Source organism: Dokdonella koreensis DS-123, assembly GCF_001632775.1.
GTDB classification, from domain to species: domain Bacteria; phylum Pseudomonadota; class Gammaproteobacteria; order Xanthomonadales; family Rhodanobacteraceae; genus Dokdonella; species Dokdonella koreensis.
Genome location: NZ_CP015249.1, coordinates 28,080 through 51,476 on the forward strand (window position 1 = coordinate 28,080; position 23,397 = coordinate 51,476).

General features: G+C 71.3%; 19 protein-coding genes. 9 read left to right on the top strand and 10 right to left on the bottom strand.

Going from position 1 to position 23,397, the window contains the following annotated elements; genetic code table 11:
* Positions 1–28: 28 nt before the first annotated feature.
* From I596_RS00085 to I596_RS00095, 3 genes are all read left to right on the top strand, one after another.
* Positions 29–2,272, top strand: a complete 2,244-nt coding sequence (locus tag I596_RS00085) for a S9 family peptidase (RefSeq protein WP_067642472.1) — start codon at positions 29–31, stop codon at positions 2,270–2,272.
* Between the two features lie 91 nt (positions 2,273–2,363).
* Positions 2,364–4,772, top strand: coding sequence for a winged helix-turn-helix domain-containing protein (locus tag I596_RS00090; RefSeq protein WP_067642473.1), 2,409 nt, complete (start codon positions 2,364–2,366; stop codon positions 4,770–4,772).
* Positions 4,773–4,931: 159 nt separating this feature from the next.
* Positions 4,932–6,956, top strand: coding sequence for an FG-GAP repeat protein (locus I596_RS00095; protein WP_190278949.1), 2,025 nt, complete (start codon positions 4,932–4,934; stop codon positions 6,954–6,956).
* Positions 6,957–7,035: 79 nt separating this feature from the next.
* On the opposite strand, the gene I596_RS00100 is transcribed toward I596_RS00095, so the two are convergent.
* The 3 genes from I596_RS00100 to xth all read right to left on the bottom strand — a co-directional run bounded on the left by I596_RS00100 (position 7,036) and on the right by xth (position 9,571).
* Positions 7,036–7,902: a pirin family protein gene (locus tag I596_RS00100; RefSeq protein WP_067642475.1), complete on the bottom strand. Its 867-nt coding sequence runs from the start codon at positions 7,900–7,902 to the stop codon at positions 7,036–7,038.
* Positions 7,903–8,136: 234 nt separating this feature from the next.
* Positions 8,137–8,808 carry a YecA/YgfB family protein gene (locus I596_RS00105; RefSeq protein ID WP_067642476.1) on the bottom strand — a complete coding sequence of 224 codons (672 nt, stop codon included), beginning with the start codon at positions 8,806–8,808 and terminating at the stop codon, positions 8,137–8,139.
* Positions 8,801–9,571, bottom strand: coding sequence for an exodeoxyribonuclease III (gene xth, locus I596_RS00110; protein WP_067642478.1), 771 nt, complete (start codon positions 9,569–9,571; stop codon positions 8,801–8,803). The genes I596_RS00105 and xth overlap by 8 nt, the downstream gene beginning before the upstream one ends.
* Before the next feature lie 353 nt (positions 9,572–9,924).
* On the opposite strand from xth, the gene I596_RS00115 reads away from it, so the two are divergent.
* The 3 genes from I596_RS00115 to ltaE all read left to right on the top strand — a co-directional run bounded on the left by I596_RS00115 (position 9,925) and on the right by ltaE (position 13,827).
* A complete protein-coding gene (locus tag I596_RS00115; RefSeq protein WP_067642480.1) occupies positions 9,925–11,220 on the top strand; it encodes a hypothetical protein in 1,296 nt (431 codons plus the stop codon).
* A 116-nt stretch (positions 11,221–11,336) separates the two neighbouring features.
* Positions 11,337–12,383 (top strand): hypothetical protein, encoded by a 1,047-nt coding sequence (locus I596_RS00120; protein WP_150131934.1) that lies wholly within the window; start codon positions 11,337–11,339, stop codon positions 12,381–12,383.
* Positions 12,384–12,807: 424 nt separating this feature from the next.
* Positions 12,808–13,827, top strand: a complete 1,020-nt coding sequence (gene ltaE, locus I596_RS00125) for a low-specificity L-threonine aldolase (RefSeq protein ID WP_223303879.1) — start codon at positions 12,808–12,810, stop codon at positions 13,825–13,827.
* Here the strand turns inward: ltaE and I596_RS00130 are convergent.
* The 4 genes from I596_RS00130 to I596_RS00145 form a co-directional block, all read right to left on the bottom strand.
* On the bottom strand, positions 13,809–15,851 hold the full coding sequence (locus I596_RS00130; RefSeq protein ID WP_067642486.1) for a M3 family metallopeptidase: 2,043 nt from the start codon (positions 15,849–15,851) through the stop codon (positions 13,809–13,811). The two genes, ltaE and I596_RS00130, sit on opposite strands and share 19 nt — an antisense overlap.
* 40 nt (positions 15,852–15,891) lie before the next feature.
* Positions 15,892–16,563 carry an SPOR domain-containing protein gene (locus tag I596_RS00135; RefSeq protein ID WP_067642487.1) on the bottom strand — a complete coding sequence of 224 codons (672 nt, stop codon included), beginning with the start codon at positions 16,561–16,563 and terminating at the stop codon, positions 15,892–15,894.
* A 75-nt stretch (positions 16,564–16,638) separates the two neighbouring features.
* Positions 16,639–17,394 (bottom strand): type III pantothenate kinase, encoded by a 756-nt coding sequence (locus I596_RS00140; RefSeq protein WP_067642488.1) that lies wholly within the window; start codon positions 17,392–17,394, stop codon positions 16,639–16,641.
* Positions 17,391–18,374: a biotin--[acetyl-CoA-carboxylase] ligase gene (locus I596_RS00145; protein ID WP_067642489.1), complete on the bottom strand. Its 984-nt coding sequence runs from the start codon at positions 18,372–18,374 to the stop codon at positions 17,391–17,393. Before I596_RS00145 ends, I596_RS00140 begins: the two co-directional genes overlap by 4 nt.
* A 268-nt stretch (positions 18,375–18,642) precedes the next feature.
* Here I596_RS00145 and I596_RS00150 point away from each other — a divergent pair, with 268 nt between their 5' ends.
* The gene (locus tag I596_RS00150) at positions 18,643–19,059 is read left to right on the top strand and encodes a hypothetical protein (RefSeq protein ID WP_067642490.1); all 417 of its coding nucleotides are present in this window, start codon (positions 18,643–18,645) and stop codon (positions 19,057–19,059) included.
* 43 nt (positions 19,060–19,102) lie between these two features.
* Positions 19,103–19,858, top strand: a complete 756-nt coding sequence (locus I596_RS00155; RefSeq protein WP_067642491.1) for a M90 family metallopeptidase — start codon at positions 19,103–19,105, stop codon at positions 19,856–19,858.
* On the opposite strand, the gene I596_RS00160 is transcribed toward I596_RS00155, so the two are convergent.
* The 3 genes from I596_RS00160 to I596_RS00170 all read right to left on the bottom strand — a co-directional run bounded on the left by I596_RS00160 (position 19,849) and on the right by I596_RS00170 (position 21,176).
* Positions 19,849–20,490 (bottom strand): thymidine kinase, encoded by a 642-nt coding sequence (locus tag I596_RS00160; protein ID WP_067642493.1) that lies wholly within the window; start codon positions 20,488–20,490, stop codon positions 19,849–19,851. The genes I596_RS00155 and I596_RS00160 overlap by 10 nt on opposite strands.
* A 108-nt stretch (positions 20,491–20,598) precedes the next feature.
* The gene (locus I596_RS00165; RefSeq protein WP_067642495.1) at positions 20,599–20,796 is read right to left on the bottom strand and encodes a CsbD family protein; all 198 of its coding nucleotides are present in this window, start codon (positions 20,794–20,796) and stop codon (positions 20,599–20,601) included.
* A gap of 35 nt (positions 20,797–20,831) precedes the next feature.
* The gene (locus tag I596_RS00170; protein ID WP_067642497.1) at positions 20,832–21,176 is read right to left on the bottom strand and encodes a BON domain-containing protein; all 345 of its coding nucleotides are present in this window, start codon (positions 21,174–21,176) and stop codon (positions 20,832–20,834) included.
* Positions 21,177–21,409: 233 nt separating this feature from the next.
* On the opposite strand from I596_RS00170, the gene I596_RS00175 reads away from it, so the two are divergent.
* Positions 21,410–23,389 carry a UvrD-helicase domain-containing protein gene (locus I596_RS00175; protein WP_067642498.1) on the top strand — a complete coding sequence of 660 codons (1,980 nt, stop codon included), beginning with the start codon at positions 21,410–21,412 and terminating at the stop codon, positions 23,387–23,389.
* Positions 23,390–23,397 lie beyond the last annotated feature (8 nt).

Genomic DNA, 23,397 nt, shown 5'->3' on the forward strand with positions numbered 1-23,397 from the left:
GATAATGCCGCCTCCACGGGAGAGAGCGATGCGAGCGTTGTTGTTGGCCGCCACGATGGCGGCGGGAATGCCTGCGATGGCCGAGAAGCTGAGCCTGCAAAGCGTCTACGAGGGCGGCGGCCTCAACGGTCCGGTGCCGCGCAGTCTGAAGATCTCGCCGGACGGCCAGCGTGTGACGTTCCTGCGCGCCAAGGCGGGCGACCAGAACCGGCTGGACCTGTGGGAGTACCACGTCAAGGACCAGCGCACGCGCCTGCTGGTGGATGCCGATACGCTGGGTGGCGAGGAGGCCCTCAGCGACGCCGAGAAAGCGCGGCGCGAACGCGCGCGCATGGCCGGCCTCAGCGGCATCGTCGACTACCACTGGTCGCCGGACGGCACCAAGCTGCTGTTCCCGGTCGGCGGCGAGCTGTACCTGTACGAGCTGGCCGCGAAGGACAAGCCGCTGCGCAAGCTGGACACCGGCGGCGACTTCATCGATCCGCAGATCTCGCCGGCCGGCGGCTACGTGTCCTTCGTGCGTGACCAGAACCTGTGGGTCATCGAGCTGGCCACCGATACCCTGCGTCCGCTGACCCGCGACGGCGGCGGCACGATCCACAACGGCGAAGCCGAGTTCGTCGCGCAGGAGGAGATGAGCCGCAGCGAGGGCTACTGGTGGGCGCCCGACGATTCGGCGATCGCGTTCCAGCGCTACGACGAAGCCGCCGTGCCGGTGGTCAAGCGCTTCGAGGTCTACGCCGACCGCACCGACGTGATCGAGCAGCGCTATCCCGCGGCCGGCGATCCGAACGTCGAATCCCGGCTGGGTCTGGTCGCGCCGGGCGGCGGCGCCGTGCGCTGGATCGACCTGGGCGAGGACCGCGACATCTACCTGGCGCGCGTCAAATGGCTGCCGGATGCGCGCCGCCTGTCCTACCAGATCCAGCCGCGCAGCCAGCGCCGGCTCGATCTGAAGCTGGTGGACGTCGCGACGCTCGAGCAGCGCACGCTGCTCAGCGAGACCAGCTCGACCTGGATCAACCTCAACGACGACCTGCGCTTCCTCGACAAGCACCAGGCGTTCATCTGGGGCAGCGAGCGCACCGGTTTCCACCACCTGTACCTCTACGACCTCGACGGCACGCTCAAGCACGCGATCAGCCGCGGCGACTGGAACATCGACGGCCTGTCCGGCGTGGACGAGAAGGCCGGCCTGGTCTATGTCGCCTCCAACCGCGACTTCGTGCCCGACACGCAGATCTACGCGCTCAAGCTCGACGGCTCGACCGCCGACCGGCCGCAGCGGATCAGCCGCGAAGACGGCACGCACGCGGCGACGTTCGCCAAGAGCGGGGCGTTCTACCTCGACGCCTTCAGCGATCCGCACACGCCGCCGCAGGTCAGCCTGCGCAAGCCCGACGGCAGCCGGCTGGCCTGGATCGAGGAGAACCGGCTCGACGAGCGGCATCCCTACGCGCCGTACCGGGCGGCGTTCGTCGAACCGCAGTTCGGCACGCTCAAGAGCGACGACGGGCAGACCCTGCACTACCGCCTCTACCGGCCGGCGGATGCGACGGATGCTTCCGGCGAGCCGCGGCGCCATCCGGTCTTCGTCTTCTACTACGGCGGTCCGGGCGTCCAGAGCGTCGCGCGCAGCTGGGGCGATCACTTCAACCAGTACATGGTCCAGCGCGGCTACGTCGTGTTCACGGTCGACAACCGCGGCATGGCCCGCCGGGGCCGGCAGTTCTCCGATGCGATCCACCGCCAGCTCGGCGTGGCGGAGGTGGCCGACCAGCTCGCCGGCATCCGCTGGCTCAAGGAGCAGCCGTTCGTCGACGGCGAGCGCATCGGCGTGTTCGGCTGGAGCTACGGCGGCTACCTGACGACGATGCTGCTGGCGAAGGCCTCCGGCGAGATCGCCGCCGGCGCCGCGGTGGCGCCGGTCACGGACTGGGCGCTCTACGACACCCACTACACCGAGCGCTACCTGTCCACGCCCGCGGACAATCCGGCCGGCTACATCCGCAGCACGCCGTTCGCCTGGCTGGACGGAATGAGTGCGCCACTGCTGCTGGTGCACGGCATGGCCGACGACAACGTGCTGTTCACGCATTCCACGCGGCTGATGGCCGCGTTGCAGGAAAAAGGCACGCCGTTCGAGCTGATGACCTACCCCGGCGGCAAGCACGGCCTGTCGACGCCGGCGATGCGCATGCACGTCTACACGCTGATCACGAACTTCTTCGACCGCACGCTGCGGCGCGGCGAGGCGGCGGCCGCGCGTTAGCGCGTACCGGAGCGCGGCCGGGCGCTCCGCTCCACCGCGGCTCGGGCAGCGGCCGGCAGCAAATCGGCGGCAAGCCGGCTACGCTTGAGCGATGGCCCGTCTTCTCTACCGCTTCGGGGATTGCAGCGTCGATCCGGCGGCGCGTGAGCTGTGCCGGAACGGCACGCCGGTCACGGTGTCGCCGAAGGTGTTCGACGTGATCGCGTACCTGATCGACCGGCGCGACCGCGCCGTGGGCCGCGACGAGCTGATCGCGGCGGTCTGGGGGCGCGCCGACGTCACCGATGCCCTGCTCGGCCAGGTCGTGCTGAAGGCCCGCCGCGCGATCGGCGATACCGGCGACGAGCAGAACGCGATCCGCACGATCCCGCGCTTCGGCTACCGCTGGGTCGCCGAACTGGCCACCGAGGAACGCCCCGACCCACCGCCTGCGGCCGGGCCGGCGATGGCGGGCGCGGACGCTTCCGGTGACCGCGCGCCGCCGGCTGTCGCGGCGCCGTCGCCACGCCGCGGCCGTTCGCGCTGGGTGGCGGCGGCGACGGTCCTGGCGCTGGCCGTCGCTGTGCTGACGGTGCTCGCGCTCATGCGCGGGCGACACGGGGCATCGCCGCTGGCACCCCGGGCGACGCCGGCCGCAGCCGATGCCGTTGCCGTGCTGCCGCTGGTGATCGCCGCCGAACCGGAATGGGGCTGGCTGCGCCTGGGGCTGATGGATCTGGTCGCCACGCGCCTGCGCGGCGCGGGCCTGGCGGTGGTCCCCAACGAGACGATCGTCGCGCTGACGCGCGATCCGCCGGCCGATGCGGCGATCCTCGCCTCGAACGTCCGTGTGGTGACCGGCGCGCAGCGGCTGCTGACGTCGAGCGCGACACGCGGCCCCGGCGGCTGGCGCGTGCGCCTGGAACTGCACCCGGCCGACGGCGAACCGATCCTGATCGAGGCGCAGCAGCCCGATGCCGCGGCGGCGGCGCGCGTGGCGGTCGCGCAATTGCTGCTGCGGCTCGGCAAGCCGGTGAGCGCCGAGGCGACGGCGACCACGGCGCTCGACGACGTGCGTCAGCGCGCGGAGGCGGCCCTGCTGTCGGACCAGCTCGAGGAGGTGCAGCGGATCATCCAGGCCGCACCGCCGGATGTTCGCGATGCGCCGCTGCTGCGCCTGCGCCTGGCGCAGGTCGATTTCCGCAGCGGCCGCATGATCGAGGCACGCGCGAAGCTGGACCGCCTGCTCGCCGACGTCGGACCCGAGGCCGATCCGGTGCTGCGTGCCCTGATACTGACCGTGTCGAGCTCGGTCCGGATCCATCTCGGCGATGCGGCGGCGGCCGGCCGCGACTGCGCCGCCGCGGTCGCGCTGGTGGCCGACCGCGACGAACCGGGCATGCTCGGCCGCGCGTACACGGCCTGCGGCATCGCCGAGGCGGTCCAGGGCCGGTTCGACGCGGCGATGAGCGAGTTCGCGCGGGCGCGCATCGCGCTGGAGATCACCGGCGATGCGCTGTCGCTCGCGCGCATCGAGGCGAACGAAGGCCTGATGGAGAGCACGCGTGGCCGCTATGCCGAAGGCTTGGCGGTCATGCGCCGCTCGGAGGAGCACTTCCGGCGCCTGGGCGGACGCAACGAGATGATGATGGCCCTCGACGACCAGATCGACGCCCTGCTCGCGCTGCTGCAACCGCTGGAGGCGTTGGCGACCAGCGAGCGTGCCTGGGGGCTGCTGCCGCAGATCAGCAACACCGGCCTGCGCCATTCGGTGCAGGTGCAGCATGCGCGCGCCCTGGCGGCGAACGGCCGGCTCGGCGAGGCTGCGGCCCTGCTGGTGCGGATCACCAGCGAGGCGGCGACGGAACAGGACCAGCCGGTGCTGGGACATGCGCTCGCGGAGCGCGCCCGCATCGAGCTGGCGACCGGCCGCGCCGACGCCGCGGCCGGGCATGCGGCCGAGGCGGTGCAGACGTTGGCCGGGCCGGACCGCGGCCGCGCGCGGGCGCAGGCCTGGCTGACGCGCGTGCGCGCCCTGCGCGTGCTCGCGCGCGACGCCGACGCGGCTGCCGAGGTGCGCGGCTTCGCTGACTGGGCCGCCACGGCGCAGGTCCCGGCCAGCACGGTGCTGGCGCAGCTGGCACAGGCGGAGCTGCACTCGACGGCGCAGCCCGCGGCCGCCACGGCCGCCTACGAGCAGGCGCTCGCGCAGGCCGAGCGCACCGGCATCCCGGCTGATGTCGTCGAAGTCGTCGTGTCCTGGGGCAATGCCCTGCTCGATGCCGGCCAGACCGAACGGGCCAGCGCGGTGGCCGGGCGCGTGCAGCGCTGGGCGGGGACCGATTTCCGCTCCAGCCTGCTGCAGGCGCGCCTGTACCGGGCGCTCGGCCAGGAGGCCGCCTGGCGCGAAGCGCTCCAGCGCACGCAGCGGCTGGCCGGCGAGCGCCCGATCCCGCCGACCGACGGGTCGGCGCTGCTGGCGCCGTTCGGCGCCGCGCCGCCGTCGCCGCCAAGCGATTGAATCTGAAGCCATTCATGGAACGGTAACGCAGCGATAGCGGAGCGCGAGTGGAACGCCGGATCGACACGGCTAGCGTGCAGCGGCTGCAGCCCAGGACCGGCGGCCGAAACGAGCCGGTCCTCGCGCATGCGCCCCATCCTGCCGGAGACCTCAATCCCCATGGTCCAGTCCCCTGTCCATCGGACGCTTTGCCGATTCGTGCTGCCGCTGGCAGCCCTGTTCCTCAACGCCCTCGTCATCGCCTCGCCGCCCGCCCACCCCGCCGCGGAGATCTGGACCGAGCAGCGCGTGCTCGATCCGCAGGCGCAAGGCTTCGACCACTTCGGCCAGGCGGTCGCGATTTCCGGTCCGGTCGCGCTGGTGTCGGCTTCCGAGGCGACGATCGACGGCCAATCCTCCCAGGGCAAGGTGCTGGTCTACCGGCAGGCCGCGGACGGCAGCTGGGGCCTCGTGCAGACCCTGGTCGCCAGCGACGGCGCCGCCTACAACGAGTTCGGCTGGTCCGTCGCGGTGTCCGGCCGCACGGCGGTCATCGGCGCGCTCAACGCGAGGATCGGCAGCAACAACTCGCAGGGCGCGGCCTACGTGTTCACGCAGGGCGACGACGGCACCTGGACCGAGACGCAGAAGCTGGTCGCCAGCGACGGCATGCCGGTCGACTGGTTCGGCAATGCGGTGGCCCTGACCGACGACATGATCGTCGTGGCGGCCTACGGCGCGCACTACAACGACCAGATGATGCGTGGATCGGTCTACGTGTACACGCAGGTCGACGGCCGCTGGACGCAGACGCAGCAACTGGCCGCTGCCGACGGCACCGTCGGCGACGGCTTCGGCTCCGCCATCGCGCTGTCGGGGGCGAACCTGCTGGTCAGCGCTCCGGGCGCTGACATCGACGACCGCCATGCGCAGGGCGCGGTGTATCGCTTCGCGCGGGCCGACGGCGCCTGGCACCAGGCGCAGAAAATCGTCGTCGCGGAAGGTGTCGAGAACGACCAGCTCGGCTCTTCGCTCGCGATCGACGGCGACACCGCGCTGGTCGGCGCGATGTGGCGTGCGGGTGGCCAGGGCGTGGTCTACGTGTTCACCGGGAGCGCCGGCGACTGGGTGCAGAGCCAGCGGCTGAGCGCGGCCGATGGCGCGGCGAACGGGACCGAAGGCATCGGCCTGCCGCCGACCGACAACTTCGGCATGACGGTCGCCCTGCAGAACGGAACGGCGATCGTCGGCGCCAGCAACGTGACGATCGACGGCACCGAAGGACAGGGCGCGGCCTACCTGTTCCGCCGGTCCGGCGGCACGCTGGCCGGCGCCCACACGTTCACCAAGTACGAAGGCATCGTCTCGCCGTACTTCGGTGCCGCGGTCGCGCTCGACGGCGACAACGTGCTGGTCGGCGTGTTCGGCTACACGCCCGACTGGGAGCACTACCAGCAGGGCGCGGCCTACTTCTACCGCCGCGCGGCGGCCGGCATTCCCGCCAGCGAGCGTGCGGTGCTGGTGGACCTCTACGAGCGGACCAACGGCGCGGACTGGTGGGACATGAACGGCTGGCTGGGGGCGCCCGGTACCGAATGCGACTGGACCGGCGTGACCTGCGACGAAAGCGGCACCACCGTGACCGGGTTGATGTTCGGCTTCACGAACATGACGGGCACGCTGCCGCCGACCCTGAACCAGCTGACCAACCTCGCCAGCCTGCAGATCGCCGATCAGAGCCAGCTGGTCGGTTCGTTCCCGTCGCTGGCCGGCCTGACGCAGCTGCAATCGATCGACATCCGCAGCACCGGCGTGAGCGGCAACCTGCCGTCGCTGGCCGGCCTGACCAGCCTGCAGTCGGCGATGTTCCTCAACAACAACTTCAGCGGCTCGATACCGCCGTTCGGCGAGCTGCCGGCGCTGACCTGGTTCTCGGCCGCCGGCAACCGCCTCGGCGGCAGCCTGCCGTCGCTGGCCGGCTTGTCCGCGCTGGAGGGGTTCTTCGTGGGCGGCAACCTGCTGGTCGGTCCGCCGCCGGCGCCGTCCCCGAACCTCGGCCCGTACGGCGCCGAGCTGTGCCCGAATGCCCTGCAGCACGTGCCGTCGCCGGAATGGGATGCGATCACCGGCATCACGCCCTGGTACCGCGACTGCACCGATGCGCCGCCGGAGACGATCTTCGGCGACGGCTTCGACGGACCGTAGGGCGCGCTTCGATCCGTTCCGGCATCGCGGCGCGCAGCGGCTCCGGTCGCTGCGCGCCGCGTGACCGCGCAGCGCGCGATCAGAAGCGACCGGACTGGAAGTCGCGTACTGCCGCGACGATCTCGTCCTGCGTGTTCATCACGAACGGACCGTACTTGGCGACCGGTTCGCCCAGCGGCTTGCCCGCGACCAGGATCAGGCGCGCCGGTGACGTACCCGCGGCCACCTCCACGTCCGTGCCGCGGCCGAGCACGGCCAGCTCGCCGCGCTGCACCGGCTGGGCCGCATCGGCCGGGCCCACCGCGGCGGCGCCTTCGAACACGTAGACGAAGCCGTTGTGGCCATCCGGTACCGGCAGTGCCAGGCGCGCGCCGGCCGGCACCGTGACGTCCAGGTACAGCGGTGCGGTCGCCGCCGCGTTGACCGGGCCTTCGGTGGTACCGAAGCGGCCGGCGATCACGCGCACCAGCGCGCCCTCGTCGGTGTGCACCTCGGGAATCCGTTCCGGCGCGATGTCCTGGTAGCGCGGTGCGGTCATCTTCTGGCTGGCGGGCAGGTTCACCCAGAGCTGGAAGCCCCACATCAGGCCGTCCTCCTGCTCGGGCATCTCCGAATGCACGATGCCGCGCCCGGCAGTCATCCACTGCACGCTGCCGGCGGTGAGCAGGCCCGAGTTGCCCTGGTTGTCGCCGTGGCGCATGCGCCCGGCCAGCATGTAGGTGACGGTCTCGAAGCCGCGGTGCGGGTGATTCGGAAAACCGGCGAGGTAGTCGCCGGCCTGGTCGGAACGGAACTCGTCGAGCATCAGGAACGGATCGAGCATGTCGAGCGCACGCTGGCCGATGACGCGGTTGAGCTTGACGCCGGCGCCGTCGGAGGTCGGCTGGCCGCGGACGAGCTGCAGCACGCGCCGGCTCTGGGCCGGTGGGGCGGAAACGGTGGACATGGCGGACTCCGTGGCACGAGGAAGCCTCCAAGATGTCGTCACGCACCGGTGCCTACAAGCGCCGCGACGTGGACGGCCTGGATCGCCGGCGTGAACAATCGGTACGCGGCCGGCGGCAGGGTCTGTCGCCGGTCCGGCGCGGCCCGCGTTGCCACGGACCTGCAGGTGGGACGCCGCGCCGGCGTGCCTGCCGGCGGCCTGTGTTTCCCGGCCCCGCGGCCCGGCCCGCACTTTCTAGTGCAGCGTGCGTCCGCCGCGCCGGCGCTGCATGCCGGGCCGGCGCGATGCCGCGGCGTCTTGGGCGGCGCGCTGCTCCTCGGCGCTCGGTGGGTGGTTGCGCCAGTAGTCGGCGACGGCCGCGACCACGCTGGGGATGTGCGCCAGGCACTCGTCGTACTCCTCGTCGCTGAGTTCGGCGAACTCGGCGTCGGCTTCGAACACGCCGTCGTCGATCGCCAGCGCGATGATCGGGCCGAGCAGTTCCATCAGCTGCGTGTCCTGCCCCAGGCGTGATTCCCAGGCGGACGCGCGCAGGTCGATGCCGCGGCTGAAGCCTTCGCACCAGCCGCGCGCGGTGTACACCGTGCTGCCTTCGTCGTCGTCGTCGACCTCGCCGAGGATCGGCTCGTAGGCACCGGTTTCCAGTTCCGGCGCGATCGAGTCGTTGAGGTGCGCCAGCAGCTGTAGCACGCGCTGGCCTTCCGCCGGATCGGTGAACGGCTCGTGCAGCACGTCGGGCAGCCATTCCTCGGGCTTGGCCGGGGCCGGGCCGATCGCCAGTGCGGTCAGCAGGCCGTGCACGCCGTCGAGCAGCAGGTCCTCGTCGCCGCCGTGCGCACGCAGGAACTGGTCCAGTTCCTCCAGCTCGGAGTCGCTCGGAGACGAGGGCCAGTCATGATCAGTCATCGGCAAGTTCCAGAAGGGCGGGCGCGTGGTCGGACGGGCGTTCCCAGGCGCGGGGGATGCGGTCGATAGTGGCGGCGCGCGCGCGCGCCTTCAAGCGTTCGCCGGCCAGCACCAGGTCGATGCGCAGGCCGAGGTTGCGTCGGAAGCCGGCCTGCCGGTAGTCCCACCAGCTGTAGTGGCCCGGATCGGCGTCGAACAGGCGGAAACTGTCGAGCAAGCCCAGGTCCAGCAGCCGGCGCAGCGCTTCGCGCTCCGGCGTCGAGCACAGGATCTGTTCATGCCAGGCCACCGGGTCGTGCACGTCGCGATCGTCCGGGGCGATGTTGAAATCGCCCATGACGACCAGCCGCGGATCGTTGCGCAGCTCGCCCGCGAGGAATGCGGAGACCTTGGCCAGCCAATCGAGCTTGTAGGCGTACTTCTCGCTGCCGACGGCCTGGCCGTTGACGACGTACAGGTTGGCGACCCTGAGCTCGCCGACGGTCGCGACCAGCACGCGCCGCTGCGGATCGTCCAATCCCGGGATGTCGGTGACGACGTCCAGGATCGGCTGGCGCGCCATCAGGGCGACGCCGTTGTAGGTCTTCTGGCCGGAGAACGCGACGTGGTAGCCGAGCGCCTCGATCGCGGCGCGCGGGAACTTGGCGTCCTCCAGCTTGGTTTCCTGCAGCGCGAGCACGTCCGGCTGCGCCGATGCGCACCACAGCTCGACGTGCGGCAGGCGGACGTTCAGTGAATTGACGTTCCAGGTGGCGATTCGCATGGTCGGGACGAGGTCCGTTTTCTGAAGGGGGGCAGCGTCCCGGGCCCGCGTGAGGGTCCCGAGACACACGGCTGCGGAAGCGCCACGGCCGGTTTCCCGGCCGATACCCGGGATTGTATTTCAGCGACCGCGCAAAGCCGCGGGTTTGCCGGAAACGGCCCTGCCGTGCGGCAGACAGGCGCCCCGCCGATGCGACATCCCGCGCACTCCCGGCCGCTCGGCCGGAACGCGCCGCCGGCGCGTCGGTCCGCGCGCGGTTCGTCCACCGTCCGTGAGCCACTTTTCGCGAAACCCACGCATAGCGGATCGAACGGGCGGTCGATGCCCGACCTGCGATCCAACGGGAGCCCGGCGTGAACCTGAGCAAGCCGATCGAAGCGGTGGTGTTGAGTGTGCTGGTCGTCCTGGCCGGGTGTTCGGAGGCAGGCGGCGACCGCGCAACAGCGGGCGGATCGCCGCCGGCCGCGCCGGTCGCCGGGCGGTCCGAGGCCGGAACCGCGGACGAGCGTGCGGCGAAGATCGTCGAGGAGCACGCCAGAGGCGTGTTCTTCGATCGCCGGCCGGTGGTACGGCAGGCCCAGCAGATCGCGCGGGCATCCCGCCCCGCCGCGGACCGCCTGGAGCGCGTGGCGGTCATGGACCCGGCCGGGTTCGGCCAGCCGCTGCCGGCGCTGACGATCGAGGTCCCGATCGGCTGGGTCGCGCGGGGCGGCGTGGAATGGGACCGCGGCGTCGAATGCGTCGGCAATACGCATGCGTTTCGCTGGAGCGCAGCCTCGCCGGATGGTTTCTACGAAGTGTCGCTGCTGCCGAAGCTGTCGTGGCAGGTGCAGTCGGCGCCCGGTGGGATCGTGCCGATGAACCCATGCGCGGCCGCGCCGATGGCGACGGCGCGCCAGTACCTGGAACACCTCGTGCGCAGCGCGCGGCCGGCGGCGCAGGTGATCGCCTACCGCGACCGCCCCGATCTGGTCGCGCAGCAGCAGGCCGCGGCGCGGCAGTCCGGCGCGCCGCCGTCGACCGGCCTCCGCCTCGAAGCCGGCGAGCTGCTGATCGGCTATGTCCTGCAAGGGCAGGCGATGCGCGAAGCGATCGTGGCGAGCGTCACCTTTTCCGAGCTGCAGGGCACGATCGCGGCCTGGTCGGAAACCGGCATCGCCTTGCGGGCGCCGGACGGCCTGCTCGACGCCGCCCTGCTCGAGCGCATCCGCGCCTCCGGACGCTACGAGAAGCCCTGGGCCGACCAGATGCTGGCCTGGTCGCGGCAGCACGTCGAGCGCGTCAACCAGCACCAGATCAGCTCGATCCAGCAGTGGCACGCGCGCCGCATGCGCGAGATCGACATCGCCGGCATGACGGCACGGCACCGCATCCGGATGGACACGATCGCCGATATCGGCCGGATCAACGACCGCATCGTCGCGCAGACCGGTGCCACCGGCGAACGCATCCACGCCACGACCCTCGACGCGATCCAGGAAGTCCAGCCGTGGCGCGACCCGTCGTCAGGACAGCAGGTGGATCTGTCGATCCACTACGCCAATGCCTGGCAACTGGGCGATGGCCGCCAGTTCCTCACCAACGACGACACATTCGATCCCAACCGCGATCTGGGCATGGCCGGGCACCGGCTGGAGCCCGTGCGGTGACGACACCCCGTTTTCAATCGGCCAGAGGATTCGCCATGCGTACGACGGCGGCATGTTTTTTCGCGGCTCTGCTTTCGCTGGCGGGTGCCGCGCAGGCGACCGGTAGTGCGTCGGAGGTGGCGCATCCCGAGGGCACCGGTACCTGGTCGCAACTGGGCGCGTTCGGTGCCAGCGGCTCGATCCGCGCGTTCACGGTCTTCGGCGGCGAGCTGGTGATGGGCGGCGAGTTCACGAGCATCGGCACGGCCAGCCACTTCTACGTCGCGCGATGGAACGGCACGGCCTGGTCCTCGCTCGGCAGCGGCATGAGCACCTACGTCCACGCGCTGACCGTCTACGGCGGCGAGCTGGTGGCCGCCGGCAACTTCACCACGGCCGGCGGCACGACGGTGAACCGGATCGCGCGATGGAACGGTTCGAGCTGGTCGCCGCTCGGCGGCGGCGTGAACGGTACGGTGCTGGCGCTGGCGGTGTACCAGGGCGAGCTGGTGGCGGCCGGTGGCTTCACGACCGCCGGCGGCGTCAGTGCGACCCGGATCGCGAAATGGAACGGCAGCCAGTGGACGCCGCTCGGAACCGGTATCGACGGCACCGTCCGCGCGCTGGCCGTCTACGACGGCGAGCTGGTGGCCGCAGGCGAGTTCTTCACCGCCGGCAGCGCGAGCGCCAGCCGGATCGCCAAATGGAACGGCACCGCCTGGTCGGCGCTCGGCTTCGGCGCCGACGATGCGGTGTTCGCACTGGCCGTCCACGGCAATGCCCTGGTCGCCGGCGGCGATTTCATCCGTGCCGGCGAGGTCAATGCCGCCCGCGTCGCCCGCTGGAACGGGTCGGCCTGGTCGGCGCTCGGCAGCGGCGTCGACGACGTCGTGCGATCGCTGCACGTCTACAACGGCGAACTCGTGGCCGGTGGCCGTTTCCGCACGGCCGGCGGCATCGCGGCACCGCGCATCGCGAAATGGAACGGTGCGGCCTGGTCGGGCCTCGGTTCGGGCATCTCCAATGGCGGCTCGACCAGTGGCGTGGTGCAGGCGTTCGGTGTCTACGGCGCCGATCTCGGCGTCGGCGGGACCTTCAGCAACGCCGGCGGCACGCCGGTGCTGCACATGGCCCGGTGGCACGACAGCGGCAACGATCCGATCTTCCGCGGCAGCTTCGACTAGGGCGTGTCATCAATCCCTCGGTAGGCCGCGCCGTTCTTGCGTGCGTCCGGGCCAAGGAAGAGGGAGGAAGTGGACGTGGGTCCACGCCCGAGCGATGACGCAGTCCCGGGCGCACGCAAGAGCGGCCCTACGGGTTGGCCCTGGAAAGCCGCCAGCGTGCGTTGCGCGGCTTGACCTGACGGCCAGTCAGGCGCGGCGCCACACACCACCCCCTGACGACTTTCCAGGGCCAACGCGACCTGCCGGGGGATTGATGACACGCCCTAGCGCTTCGCCCGCACGCGCGCCGTGCACGCACCGGCCGCGGGTCGCGGCGCGCGCCGGTGCCCGCGCGCCGGGCCGGCGCGCACTGGCGGAAGTCCGGCATCGGCCGCTACGCTGCCCGGGCCGTCGCGGTCCGCGCCGGTTCCTACCGCGACGAGGCGTGCCGATGATCGACCTGCGCAGCGACACCGTGACCCGGCCGACCGCGGCGATGCGCGCGGCGATGGCCGCCGCCGCCGTCGGCGACGACGTCTACGGCGACGACCCGACCGTGCACCGGCTGGAGGAGCGTCTGGCCGGCGACCTCGGTTTCGCCGCCGGCCTGTTCATGCCGAGCGGCACGCAGGCCAACCTGGTCGCCCTGCTCTGCCACTGCCAGCGCGGCGACGAATACCTGGTCGGCATGGAGGCGCACACCTACAAGTACGAAGGCGGCGGTGCCGCCGTGCTCGGCTCGATCCAGCCGCAGCCGATCGTCCCGGCCGCCGACGGCAGCCTGCCGCTGCCGGCGCTGGCCGCCGCGGTGAAGCCGGACGATCCGCATTTCGCGCGCACGCGCCTGCTCGCGCTGGAGAACACCTGGCACGGCCGCGTGCTGCCGCAGGACTACGTCCAGGACGCCGCGGCGTGGGCGCGCTCGGTCGGCCTGGCGGTGCACCTGGACGGCGCGCGGCTGTTCAACGCGGCGGTCGCCTCGCGCGTGCCCGCGCGCACGCTGGCGGCGCCGTTCGACAGCGTATCGGTCTGCCTGTCCAAGGGCCTCGGCGCGCCGGTCGGCTCCGTGCTGCTCGGCAGCGCCGACCTGATCGCGGCCGCGCGCCGCTGGCGCAAGATGCTCGGCGGCGGCATGCGGCAGTCGGGGCTGCTCGCCGCGGCCGGCCTGCATGCGCTGGACCATCACGTCGAGCGGCTGGCCGAGGACCATGCGCGCGCGCAGCGGCTCGCCGCCGGCCTGGCCGACGCCGGCGTGGCGGTCCTCGGCCACCACACGAACATGGTCTTCATCGACGTGCCGCCGGCACGGCTGCAGGCGCTGGCCCGGCACCTGGAGGCCGGCGGCGTGCGCGCCAGCATCGGCTACCTGCCGACCGTGCGCCTGGTCACCCACCTGGACGTCGACGACGCGGCGATCGACCGCGTCATCGAGGTCGTGCGCGCGTTTCAGGCCGCCAGGCCGTAGCTGCGCAGCAGCGCATCCGGCGACGGCTCGCGGCCGCGGAACTCGACGAAGGACTCCAGCGCCGGTCGCGAGCCGCCGACTGCCAGCACCGCCTTGCGCCAGGCCGCGCCGACCGCACGGTCGAACACGCCCTCGGTCTCGAAGCGGTCGAACGCATCGGCGGACAGGACCTCGGCCCACAGGTAGCTGTAGTAGCCGGCCGCATAGCCTCCCGAGAAGATGTGCGTGAAGGTGTGCGGGAAGCGATGCCAGGCCGGCGGCACGATGACGGCCGTCTCGCGGCGCACCTCGGCGAGGATCTCCAGCGCGCGCGCGCCGCGTGCCGGGTCGTAGCGATGATGCAGCAGGAAGTCGAACAGGCCGAACTCGAGCTGGCGCACCAGGAACAACCCGGACTGGAAGTTGCGCGCCGCCTGCATGCGCTCGAACAGCGCATCGGGCAGGCCCTCGCCGGTCTGCCAGTGGCGCGCGATCAGGGCCAGACCTTCGCGTTGCCAGGCGAAGTTCTCCATGAACTGGCTCGGCAGTTCCACCGCGTCCCACTCGACGCCGCTGATGCCCGAGACGCCGGCGAAATCGACCTCGGTCAGCATGTGGTGCAGGCCGTGGCCGAACTCGTGGAACAGCGTGACGACGTCGTCGTGGGTCAGCAGCGACGGCGTCGATCCGGTCGGCGGCGCGAAATTGCAGGTCAGGTAGGCGACCGGCAGCTGCAGGCCGTCGTCACGGCGGTAGCGCGTCGTGCACACGTCCATCCAGGCGCCGCCGCGCTTGCCGGTGCGTGCGTACAGGTCCACGTAGGCGCCGGCGAAGACCTGGCCCTGCGTGTCGAGCAGGTCGTAGTAGCACGCGTCCGGGTGCCACAGGTCGACATCGGTGCGCGGCCGGAAGGTGACGCCGAGCACGCGCTCGACCACGGCGAACAATCCCTCCATGACGGCCGGCAATGGGAAGTACGGCTTGAGCTCCTCCTCGCTGAGCGCGTAGGTGCGCATGCGCAGCTTCTCCGAGGCATAGGCCACGTCCCAGGGTTCGAGCGTGTCGATGCCCAGCGCCTGCGCGGCGAACGCGCGCAGCTCGGCCAGGTCGCGCTCGGCCATCGGCCGGGCCTTGGCGACGAAGTCGCGCAGGAACGCGATGACGGCGTCGGCCGACGGCGCCATCTTGGTCGCCAGCGATTCATCGGCGGCACTGGCGAAGCCCAGCAACTGGGCCGCCTCGTGCCGCAGTGCGACGATCTTCTCGATCCGCTCGCTGTTGTCGAAGCGGCCGCCGTCGGCGTTCTCCGAGGCTCGCGTGCCGTAGGCGCGATAGACGCGCGCGCGCAGCGCACGATCGTCGGCGTAGGTCAGCACCGCCTGCACGCTGGGCTGCTTGAGCGTGACCAGCCAGCCTTCCAGGTCCTTTTCCTGCGCATAGGCGCGCAGGACGGCCAGCCCGGACTCGGGGACCCCGGCAAGGGCCGCGACGTCGCCGACGTGCTCGCTCCAGGCGTCGGTGGCGTCCAGGACGGCCTCCTCGAACTCGGTCGAGAGCCGGGCCAGCTCGCTGGAGATCTCGCGATAGCGCGTGCGCGCCGGCTCTTCCAGCGCGACGCCGGACAGCACGAAGTCGCGCAGCTCGTGCTCGACCACGGTGCGGGCGGCGCGCGGCAGGTCGGCGAAGCCGGGGCCTTCGGCCACCGCCTTCACGGCGGCGTAGAGCGCGCGGTTCTGGCCGAGCGCGGTGTTGAACGCGACGATCTTCTCCTGCGCGGCCGAGTAGGCCTTGCGCAGCGCGTCCGAGTCCTTGACGCCGTGCAGGTGGCCGACCGGCGACCAGGCGCGCGCCAGGCGGTCGTCCAGGCGCTCGGCCACCTGGATCACGCTGTCGTAGGTGCGTGGCGCGTCGGAAGCGAGCATGGCGTCGATGCCGGCCTGGTAGTCGGCCAGGATCGCGTCGATGGCCGGCTCGACGTGCTCGGGCCGGATCGTCGAGAAGCGTGGCAGGCCGCTCGGTGCGAGCAACGGGTTGGTGTCGGTCATGGTGTCGGGTGGTCCGTGATTCGGGGAGAGAGGCGCCGGGCTAGAAGCACGCGATGGCTTCCTCGCGCAGCTCCGGCGCGCCTTCGATGCGCGGCCGCCAGGCGATCGGCAGCTCGTCGCGGGTGGCGTAGTCGATCCAGTACTGCGGCATCTCCTCGGTGCGGGCGGTCATCTGCGGCTTCAAGCCCAGCGCGGTGATCTCCGCGCGCCGCCGCTCGGCATTGACCTGGTCGCGGAACAGGCCCAGCGAGATCGTGTTCTGCTGGTCGCCGGCGGTGACGATGTAGTAGTCGCGCATGCCCCTGGCCGAAAGCGCCCGCGCCGCCGTCAGCGCGCGTTCGCGGGTCGGGAAGGCCGGCAGGTAGACCCACCAGCCGCGCGATTGCGTGGCGCGGGTCTCGCGCGGGCGGATGCGGTTGACTAGCGGCGTCACCGCGGTCAGCGCGGCACGCTGGTCGGCCTGGGTCGCGAAGGGTCCGATGGTCTTGCAGACGTCGTTGCCGGCGGCGGCCGGCGTATCGGGCGCGGCGGCCAGCTCGGCGCTGGCCGCTTCGACGTCCTGGTCACGCTCGGACAGCAGTTCCAGTTGCGGCACCGTGGTTCCCGTCGGCACCGCCGAGGTCGGCGTGGCCTGGCGCGGCAGGGCGAAGATCCAGCCGGCGACGCCGAGATTGAGCACCAGCAGCACCAGGAAGAGAAGGCGGATGAACATCGAATCGGTATCGGGGTCGGCGGGGTCCGGCAAGGATAGGGTTTTGCGTCACGCAGGAGTGTGCCGCGCCGCCGGTCACGCTCCGGCTGGCGGCGGGCTCGGCGCGAACGCCCAGCGGGCCAGTCCGCGCAGGACCAGGTCCTCGATGCGCTCGGCATCCGGCAGCCACGGCGCCAGCTCCCCGGCGCCGCCGCCGGTCAGTATCAGCGCAGGCCAGCCGCCGAGCGGGCCGGCAGCGGCGCTGCGGAAGCGCTCGGTCAGCGCGACGGCGCCGAGGACCGCGCCGGACTGCACCGCGTCGGCCGTGGTGTCGGCCAGCATGCGGACCTGGCGCGATGGGGGCTGCAAGCGCGCGGTGGCGGCGGCCAGCGCGCCGCGCGCCAGCGTGGGGCTGGCGGCGATCAGGCCGCCCAGGTGACGGCCGTCGGCCGCCAGCGCGTCCAGCGTCAGCGCGGTGCCGACACTGACCAGCACTTGCGCGCGCGGTCGCGCCTGCAGCGCGGCCAGCGCCAGGAAACGGTCGATGCCGAGCCGTTCCGGCTCGGCATAGGCATTGCGCACGCCGAGCGCCGCCGCCGGGCTGCGCACGAAGGCGACCGGTGTGTCCGGGACCGCGGCCTGCAGCAGCGCCTGCAGTTCCGCCTCGCGCTCGGCGGAGACCACGCTCGAAACCAGGACGTCCTCGACCTGCCCCCGCAGGGCGGCGAAGGCGTCGTGCAGGCCGTCCGGCCAGGCGGGGCCGGTGGTGGCGGCGGGTTCCGCCAGCCGCGCCTCGGCGGTCGCGGTCGTCCATTTCAGGCGCGTATTGCCGATGTCGATCAGCAGTTTCATCGGTCGTCCAGGCGGATGCTGACCTCGCCGCTGTCGACCCGGCACTCGCCTTCGGCGGTACGGATCCGCAGCGCACCGCCGGCGTCGACGCCGCAGGCGGTACCGGTGCGGTCGCCGCCGGGTGCCAGCACGCGGACCGGGCGGCCGGCCAGCGCGTCGTGGTCGGCGTAGGCCTCGGCGAACGCCGGGAAGCCGTGCTCGGCGAACACCGCCAGCGCGTCGAGCAGGCGTGCCAGCAGGTGTCCGGCCAGGCGGTTGCGCGACGGCGCGACGCCGCCGGCGAGGGTCGCCAGGTCGGTCCAGGGCTGGCCGACGGCCGCTTCCGGGTCCAGCCGCAGGTTGATGCCGATGCCGATCACGGCATGGCACGGGCCGAGCGCGTCGCCGCCCAGCTCGATCAGGATGCCGGCCAGCTTGCGGTCGGCAACGGTGACGTCGTTGGGCCACTTCAGACGGGCTCCGTCGATCCCGCAATCGGCCAGTGCCTGCACCAGCACCACGCCGACGGCCGCGCTCAGCCCGGCCAGCCCGGCCAGCCCGCATTCGAAGCGCTTGAGCAGCGAGAAGGCCAGGCCGCCGCCGAGCGGCAGGTGCCAGGCACGGCCACGGCGGCCGCGCCCCTGGGTCTGCAGTTCCGCCAGGCAGACGAGGTTGTCGCGACGGTCGCCGCCGGCGCGGCGCAGCAGTGCGCTGTTGGTCGAGTCCAGCTGCCAGTGGACGGCGAGATCGCCGAGCCGGCTCCGCTGTGCGGGCGCCAGCTCGGCCGCGATGGCCTTGCCGTCGAGCAGTTCCACCGGTGTTTCCAGCCGGTAGCCGACGCCCGCCTGCGCCGTCACCGGCAGGCCGGCCGCGCGCAAGCCTTCGATCTGCTTCCAGACCGCGGCGCGGCTGAGACCGAGCCGGCGGGCGAGCTCGGCACCGGACAGGGCAGGGTTCGCGACCAGGGCGGCGAGAACGGCGGGCGGCGCGGCGAAGGACATCCGCGCGAGTGTAGCGGCGCCGGGCCGGCATGACAGCGCGCCGGCGTGTCCAAAGGTGCCGGACTGCCCGCCGGCGGACGGCAGTGTCCGTCCGGGTGTCCGTCCACCTGTCCGCCGGACACACGCAATGTCTTTCCGGACAAGCACTTGCGACTGGCACGGAGTCTGCTAAGCCTTTGGCACATGCACTGGCGTTCAGTCGGCGATCATGCGAGGATCGTGGTCTTAATTGCCGTGCGACCGGTCCCCTACCTTCTGGATTCGACCGATGTCCTTACGCAGCCCGTTTTCCATTCGTCCGGCGTGCCTGAGTCTCGGACTCGTCCTTGCCGCCTGCGTCGCCCCGGTCTACGCGGGCTCGCTTCCGTTCGGCCTCGGCAGCGTGGCCGGTGGCGAATCGGGCATCGAAGCGGCCCGGCCATCGCGCAGCAGCACCGAAACCGACACCGCCGGCGGCGAGTCGGGCAGTTCGGGTTATTTCCGCAACGTCGGCAGCGTCTCGGCCGGCGCGACACCCCCGGCCTTGCCGGCGGCCGCACCGGCCCCCGTCGAGGAAGCCGATGCCGACGATCTGGTCCGGCCGGCACCCCCGGTGCGGCCCACGCTTCCGGCCGCCGCGGCCCCGGCCGGTGAACGCAAGACCGGCCACCGCTGGCAGTCGCTGGTACCCGGCGCCATCAAGTGACCGGCGGACCGGGCCGATTCCGACGGCGGACCCTGCCGATCGGATGATCGGTGTGCGCTGGCTGGCCCGGCTTCGCGATGCCTGGCGTCCACCCGACCGGATCGCCGATGCCGACTGGGCCCGGCTGCTGGCGAGCAGCCGCCTGTTCGATCGGCTCGACGCCACACAGCGCGGACACCTGCGTGAACTCAGTGAGCGTTTCCTCGCACGCAAGCGCTTCAGCGCGGCGGGCGGCCATGTGCTCGAGGATGCGCACTGCCTGGCGATCGCGGCGCTGGCGGCGCTGCCGGTCCTCAATCTCGGTTTCGAGGCGCTCGCCGGCTGGCGCGAAGTGATCGTCTATCCCGGCGAGTTCCGCGTTCGCCGCACGCATCACGACGAGGAGTCCGGCGTCGTCACCGAAGGCGACGAGGCGCTGATCGGCGAAGCCTGGGAACGCGGGCCGCTGATCGTGTCGTGGGCCGACATCGCGACCGACCTGGAGCACCCGTTCGACGGCTTCAATGTCGTCGTGCACGAGATCGCGCACAAGCTCGACATGCTCGACGGCGCTGCCGACGGCATGCCGCCCCTGCCGGCGACCATCGCGCGGCGCGAATGGATCCACACGATGCAGCGCGCGTACGACGCCCTCGCGGCGGCGGTCGATCGCGGCGAGGAGACCGCCGTCGATCCCTATGCCGCCGAGAGCGCCGACGAGTTCTTCGCGGTGGTCAGCGAGCTGCACTTCTCCGACCCGGCCACGCTCGCCACGGCGATGCCCGGCGTGGCCGGCCTGCTGCGCCGCTACTACGGCTGATTCGCGGGCGTCCCGAGCGGCAGGACCGGCTGCTTGAGCTCGATGCGGCCTTCGCCGGAGACGATCTTCTTGTACTCGCGGCGGCTCACCGACACGTAGCGCTCGTTGCCGCCGATCTCGACCTGCGGCCCGTCGGTGATCGCGCGGCCGTGCTCGTCGACGCGCACCACCATCGTCGCCTTCTTTCCACTGTGGCAGATCGTCTTGATCTCGACGAGGTCGTCGGCCCAGGCGAGCAGGTACTGGCTGCCTTCGAACAGCTCGCCGCGAAAGTCGGTGCGCAGGCCGTACGCCAGCACCGGAATGCCGAGCCGGTCGACCACGTCCGTCAGCTGCCAGACCTGCGGCTTGGCCAGGAACTGCGCCTCGTCGACGAGCACGCAGTGCAGACGGCCGTTGGCGGCGATGTCGGACTGGACCACGGCGAACAGGTCGTCATCGGATCCGAAGCGCAGCGCCTGCGCGCGCAGGCCGATCCGCGAGGCGACCACGCCCTCCCCGGCGCGGTGGTCCACGGCCGGCGTCAGGATCAGCGTCCGCATGCCGCGCTCGTGGTAGTTGTACGCGCTTTGCAGCAGCGTGGTGGTCTTTCCGGCGTTCATCGCCGAATAGTAGAAGTGCAGCTTGGCCATCGGAGTCGGCGTCGGAACGGTAGGCGATCAAACCATGAAACGGGCCGGTCCGGCCAACGAAAAGGGCCCGGCCTTGCGGCCGGGCCCCGGTTGTCGCGATCGACCGCTTCAGAAGCGGTCGTTGAACTCGCGGACCTGCTTCTCGGCCTCGTCCTTGGCGATGCCGTAGCGCTCCTGGAGCTTGCCGGCCAGGTACTGGCTGTTGCCTTCGGCGATCGTCAGGTCGTCGTCGGTCAGCTTGCCCCACTTGGCCTTGATCTGCCCCGCCAGCTGTTTCCACTGGCCCTTGATGCGGTCTTCATTCATGGCGATTTCTCCGTTGCGGGAATGGGTGAGCGGCTTCAGCGCGCCTTGAGACCGGACGCATCGACGTCCTTGACGCCCTTGATGCCGCGAGCGACCGCGATCGCCTTGTCGACCGCCGTGCTCGAGTCCTGCACGCCGATCAGCGTCACGATGCCGTTGGTGGTCTCGACCGAGATGTCGGTGCTCTTGACGCCTTCGGTCGTCGCCAGATCGGCCTTGACCTTGGTGGTGATCCAGGTGTCGGACACCGGCTGCTCGGACTTCTTGTCGGCTGCGTTGTCATTGGCCGGCATCTGCGGGCCTGCCAGTGCGATGCCGCCGCCGGCAGCGAGCACCAGTGCGAGTGAATGGACGACAACAGCTTTGGATGTGAATTTCATCGTTCTCTCCTCGATGGGATCCCATGCGTCGGGACCGGAACCGGCCTGAGCGGAGTCAGGTCTCCCTCGTGCCGCCGGTGCACCCTGCCCGAGGCGATGGATACCCCGGATGAACAACGGGAATTTAATTGGGGGCATCATTCAGGCTCGGCGCTCGACCAGACGCCGCGCATGCCGGAAAACGCGACGCAGGCACCGCGGGCGGTGCCGATGTAGGTAAACTCCGCGCCCCCATGAACCTCAATCCGCAACAGCGCGCCGCAATCGAGTACGTCGAAGGGCCCCTGCTGGTGCTGGCCGGCGCGGGTTCCGGCAAGACGCGCGTGATCACCGAGAAGATCGCGCACCTGATCAAGCGGCTGCACCTGCCGGCGGCGAAGATCGCGGCGATCACGTTCACCAACAAGGCGTCGCGCGAGATGCGCGAGCGCGTCGGCAAGCTGGTTTCCGGAAGCCAGGCCGAGGGCCTGACGGTCTGCACGTTCCACGCGTTGGGGCTCAAGTTCCTGCAGATCGAGCACGCGCGTGCCGGCCTGCGGCGCGGCTTCTCGATCTTCGATGCCGACGATGCGCAGAGCATGATCCGCGAGCTGGCGCCCAAGGGCATCAAGAACGACGCGCTGTTCGCGCTGCAGTCGCTGGTCTCGCGCGCCAAGAACGACGGCCTGACGCCGGAACAGGCCGCGGCGCGCGCCGCCAGCGCGCGCGAGCGCGAAGCGGCGATGATCTATGCGCTCTACCAGAAGCGCCTCGCGGCCTTCAACGCGGTCGATTTCGACGACCTGGTGCGGCTGCCGCTGGCGATCCTCGAAGAGGACGCCGAGGCACGCACGATCTGGCGCGAGCGCATCCGCTACCTGCTCGTCGACGAGTACCAGGACACCAACAGCGGCCAGTACCGCCTCATCAAGGCGCTGGCCGGCGAACGCGGCGCGTTCACGGCGGTCGGCGACGACGACCAGAGCATCTATGCCTGGCGCGGCGCCAATCCCGAGAACCTCGACGAGCTGGCTCGCGACTACCCGCGCCTGAAGGTCATCAAGCTCGAGCAGAACTACCGCTGCGCGCGCCGCATCCTGCGCGCCGCCAATGCGCTGATCGCCAACAACGCGCACCTGTTCGAGAAACGCCTGTGGAGCGAGGCCGCCGAGGGCCCGGCGATCCGCGTGGTGGAATGCCGCGACGACGAGCACGAGGCCGAGCGCGTCGCCGGCGAGATCGCCTTCCTGGCCGAGAAGCACAAGGCGCGCTGGAACGAGTTCGCCGTGCTGTACCGCGGCAACTTCCAGTCGCGCGCGCTGGAGAAGGCGCTGCGGCTGGCGCGCGTGACCTACCACCTGACCGGCGGCACCGCGTTCCTCGAACGCGCCGAGGTCAAGGACCTGCTCGGCTACCTGCGCCTGATCAACAACCCCGACGACGATGCGGCGTTCCTGCGCGTGGTCAACACGCCGCGCCGCGACATCGGATCGACGACGCTGGAGAAGCTCGGGCAGCTGGCCGGGGCGCGGCATGTCTCGTTGCTGCAGGCGGCGCAAAGCGACGCGGTGCTGGCGCAGCTGCCCGCGCGGACCGGTGGAGCGCTGGCCGGCTTCGTCGCGCTGGCCGGCGAACTGTCCGTGCTGGCCCGGCGCCTGCCGGCGGCCGAGCTGGTCGGCGAACTGGTGCGGCGCACGCGCTATGTCGAGCACCTGACGGCCCAGATCAAGGAGCCGGCGCTGCGCGAGCGGCGCCTGCAGAACCTCACCGAACTGTCCGACTGGTTCCGGGCGATGCAGAAGGACGGCGCCAGCGGCGACCTGGCTGCGCAGCTCGCGCTGATGACGAACGCCGACCGCGACGATCCCGGCAATGCCGTCCGGCTGATGACCCTGCACTCGGCCAAGGGCCTGGAGTTCCGGTTCGTCTTCATCGTCGGTGTCGAGGAAGGCGTGCTGCCGCACGAGGGCAGCCTCGAGGAAGGTCGGGTCGAGGAGGAGCGGCGGCTGATGTACGTCGGCATCACGCGCGCGAAGGAGCAGCTCACCTTGAGCTACGCCAAGCGCAAGCGCCGCTTCGGCGAGATCACCGCCAACGAACCGAGCCGCTTCCTCAAGGAGCTGCCGCAGGACGACCTGGCCTGGTCGGGCCGCGACCAGACCGCCGATGCCGAGCACCGCAAGGAGCTGGCCTCCTCGCACCTGGCCCGGATCGCCAACCTGCTGGCCGACTGACGCCGCCC

What these genes read in the sequence shown, in the direction of transcription:
- I596_RS00085 (WP_067642472.1), top strand. Translation starts at nt 29, where the DNA reads ATGCGAGCGTTGTTGTTGGCCGCCACGATGGCGGCGGGAATGCCTGCG.
- I596_RS00090 (WP_067642473.1), top strand. Translation starts at nt 2,364, where the DNA reads ATGGCCCGTCTTCTCTACCGCTTCGGGGATTGCAGCGTCGATCCGGCG.
- I596_RS00095 (WP_190278949.1), top strand. Translation starts at nt 4,932, where the DNA reads ATGGTCCAGTCCCCTGTCCATCGGACGCTTTGCCGATTCGTGCTGCCG.
- I596_RS00100 (WP_067642475.1), bottom strand. Translation starts at nt 7,902, where the DNA reads ATGTCCACCGTTTCCGCCCCACCGGCCCAGAGCCGGCGCGTGCTGCAG.
- I596_RS00105 (WP_067642476.1), bottom strand. Translation starts at nt 8,808, where the DNA reads ATGACTGATCATGACTGGCCCTCGTCTCCGAGCGACTCCGAGCTGGAG.
- xth (WP_067642478.1), bottom strand. Translation starts at nt 9,571, where the DNA reads ATGCGAATCGCCACCTGGAACGTCAATTCACTGAACGTCCGCCTGCCG.
- I596_RS00130 (WP_067642486.1), bottom strand. Translation starts at nt 15,851, where the DNA reads ATGACCGACACCAACCCGTTGCTCGCACCGAGCGGCCTGCCACGCTTC.
- I596_RS00135 (WP_067642487.1), bottom strand. Translation starts at nt 16,563, where the DNA reads ATGTTCATCCGCCTTCTCTTCCTGGTGCTGCTGGTGCTCAATCTCGGC.
- I596_RS00140 (WP_067642488.1), bottom strand. Translation starts at nt 17,394, where the DNA reads ATGAAACTGCTGATCGACATCGGCAATACGCGCCTGAAATGGACGACC.
- I596_RS00145 (WP_067642489.1), bottom strand. Translation starts at nt 18,374, where the DNA reads ATGTCCTTCGCCGCGCCGCCCGCCGTTCTCGCCGCCCTGGTCGCGAAC.
- I596_RS00150 (WP_067642490.1), top strand. Translation starts at nt 18,643, where the DNA reads ATGTCCTTACGCAGCCCGTTTTCCATTCGTCCGGCGTGCCTGAGTCTC.
- I596_RS00155 (WP_067642491.1), top strand. Translation starts at nt 19,103, where the DNA reads ATGATCGGTGTGCGCTGGCTGGCCCGGCTTCGCGATGCCTGGCGTCCA.
- I596_RS00160 (WP_067642493.1), bottom strand. Translation starts at nt 20,490, where the DNA reads ATGGCCAAGCTGCACTTCTACTATTCGGCGATGAACGCCGGAAAGACC.
- I596_RS00165 (WP_067642495.1), bottom strand. Translation starts at nt 20,796, where the DNA reads ATGAATGAAGACCGCATCAAGGGCCAGTGGAAACAGCTGGCGGGGCAG.
- I596_RS00170 (WP_067642497.1), bottom strand. Translation starts at nt 21,176, where the DNA reads ATGAAATTCACATCCAAAGCTGTTGTCGTCCATTCACTCGCACTGGTG.
- I596_RS00175 (WP_067642498.1), top strand. Translation starts at nt 21,410, where the DNA reads ATGAACCTCAATCCGCAACAGCGCGCCGCAATCGAGTACGTCGAAGGG.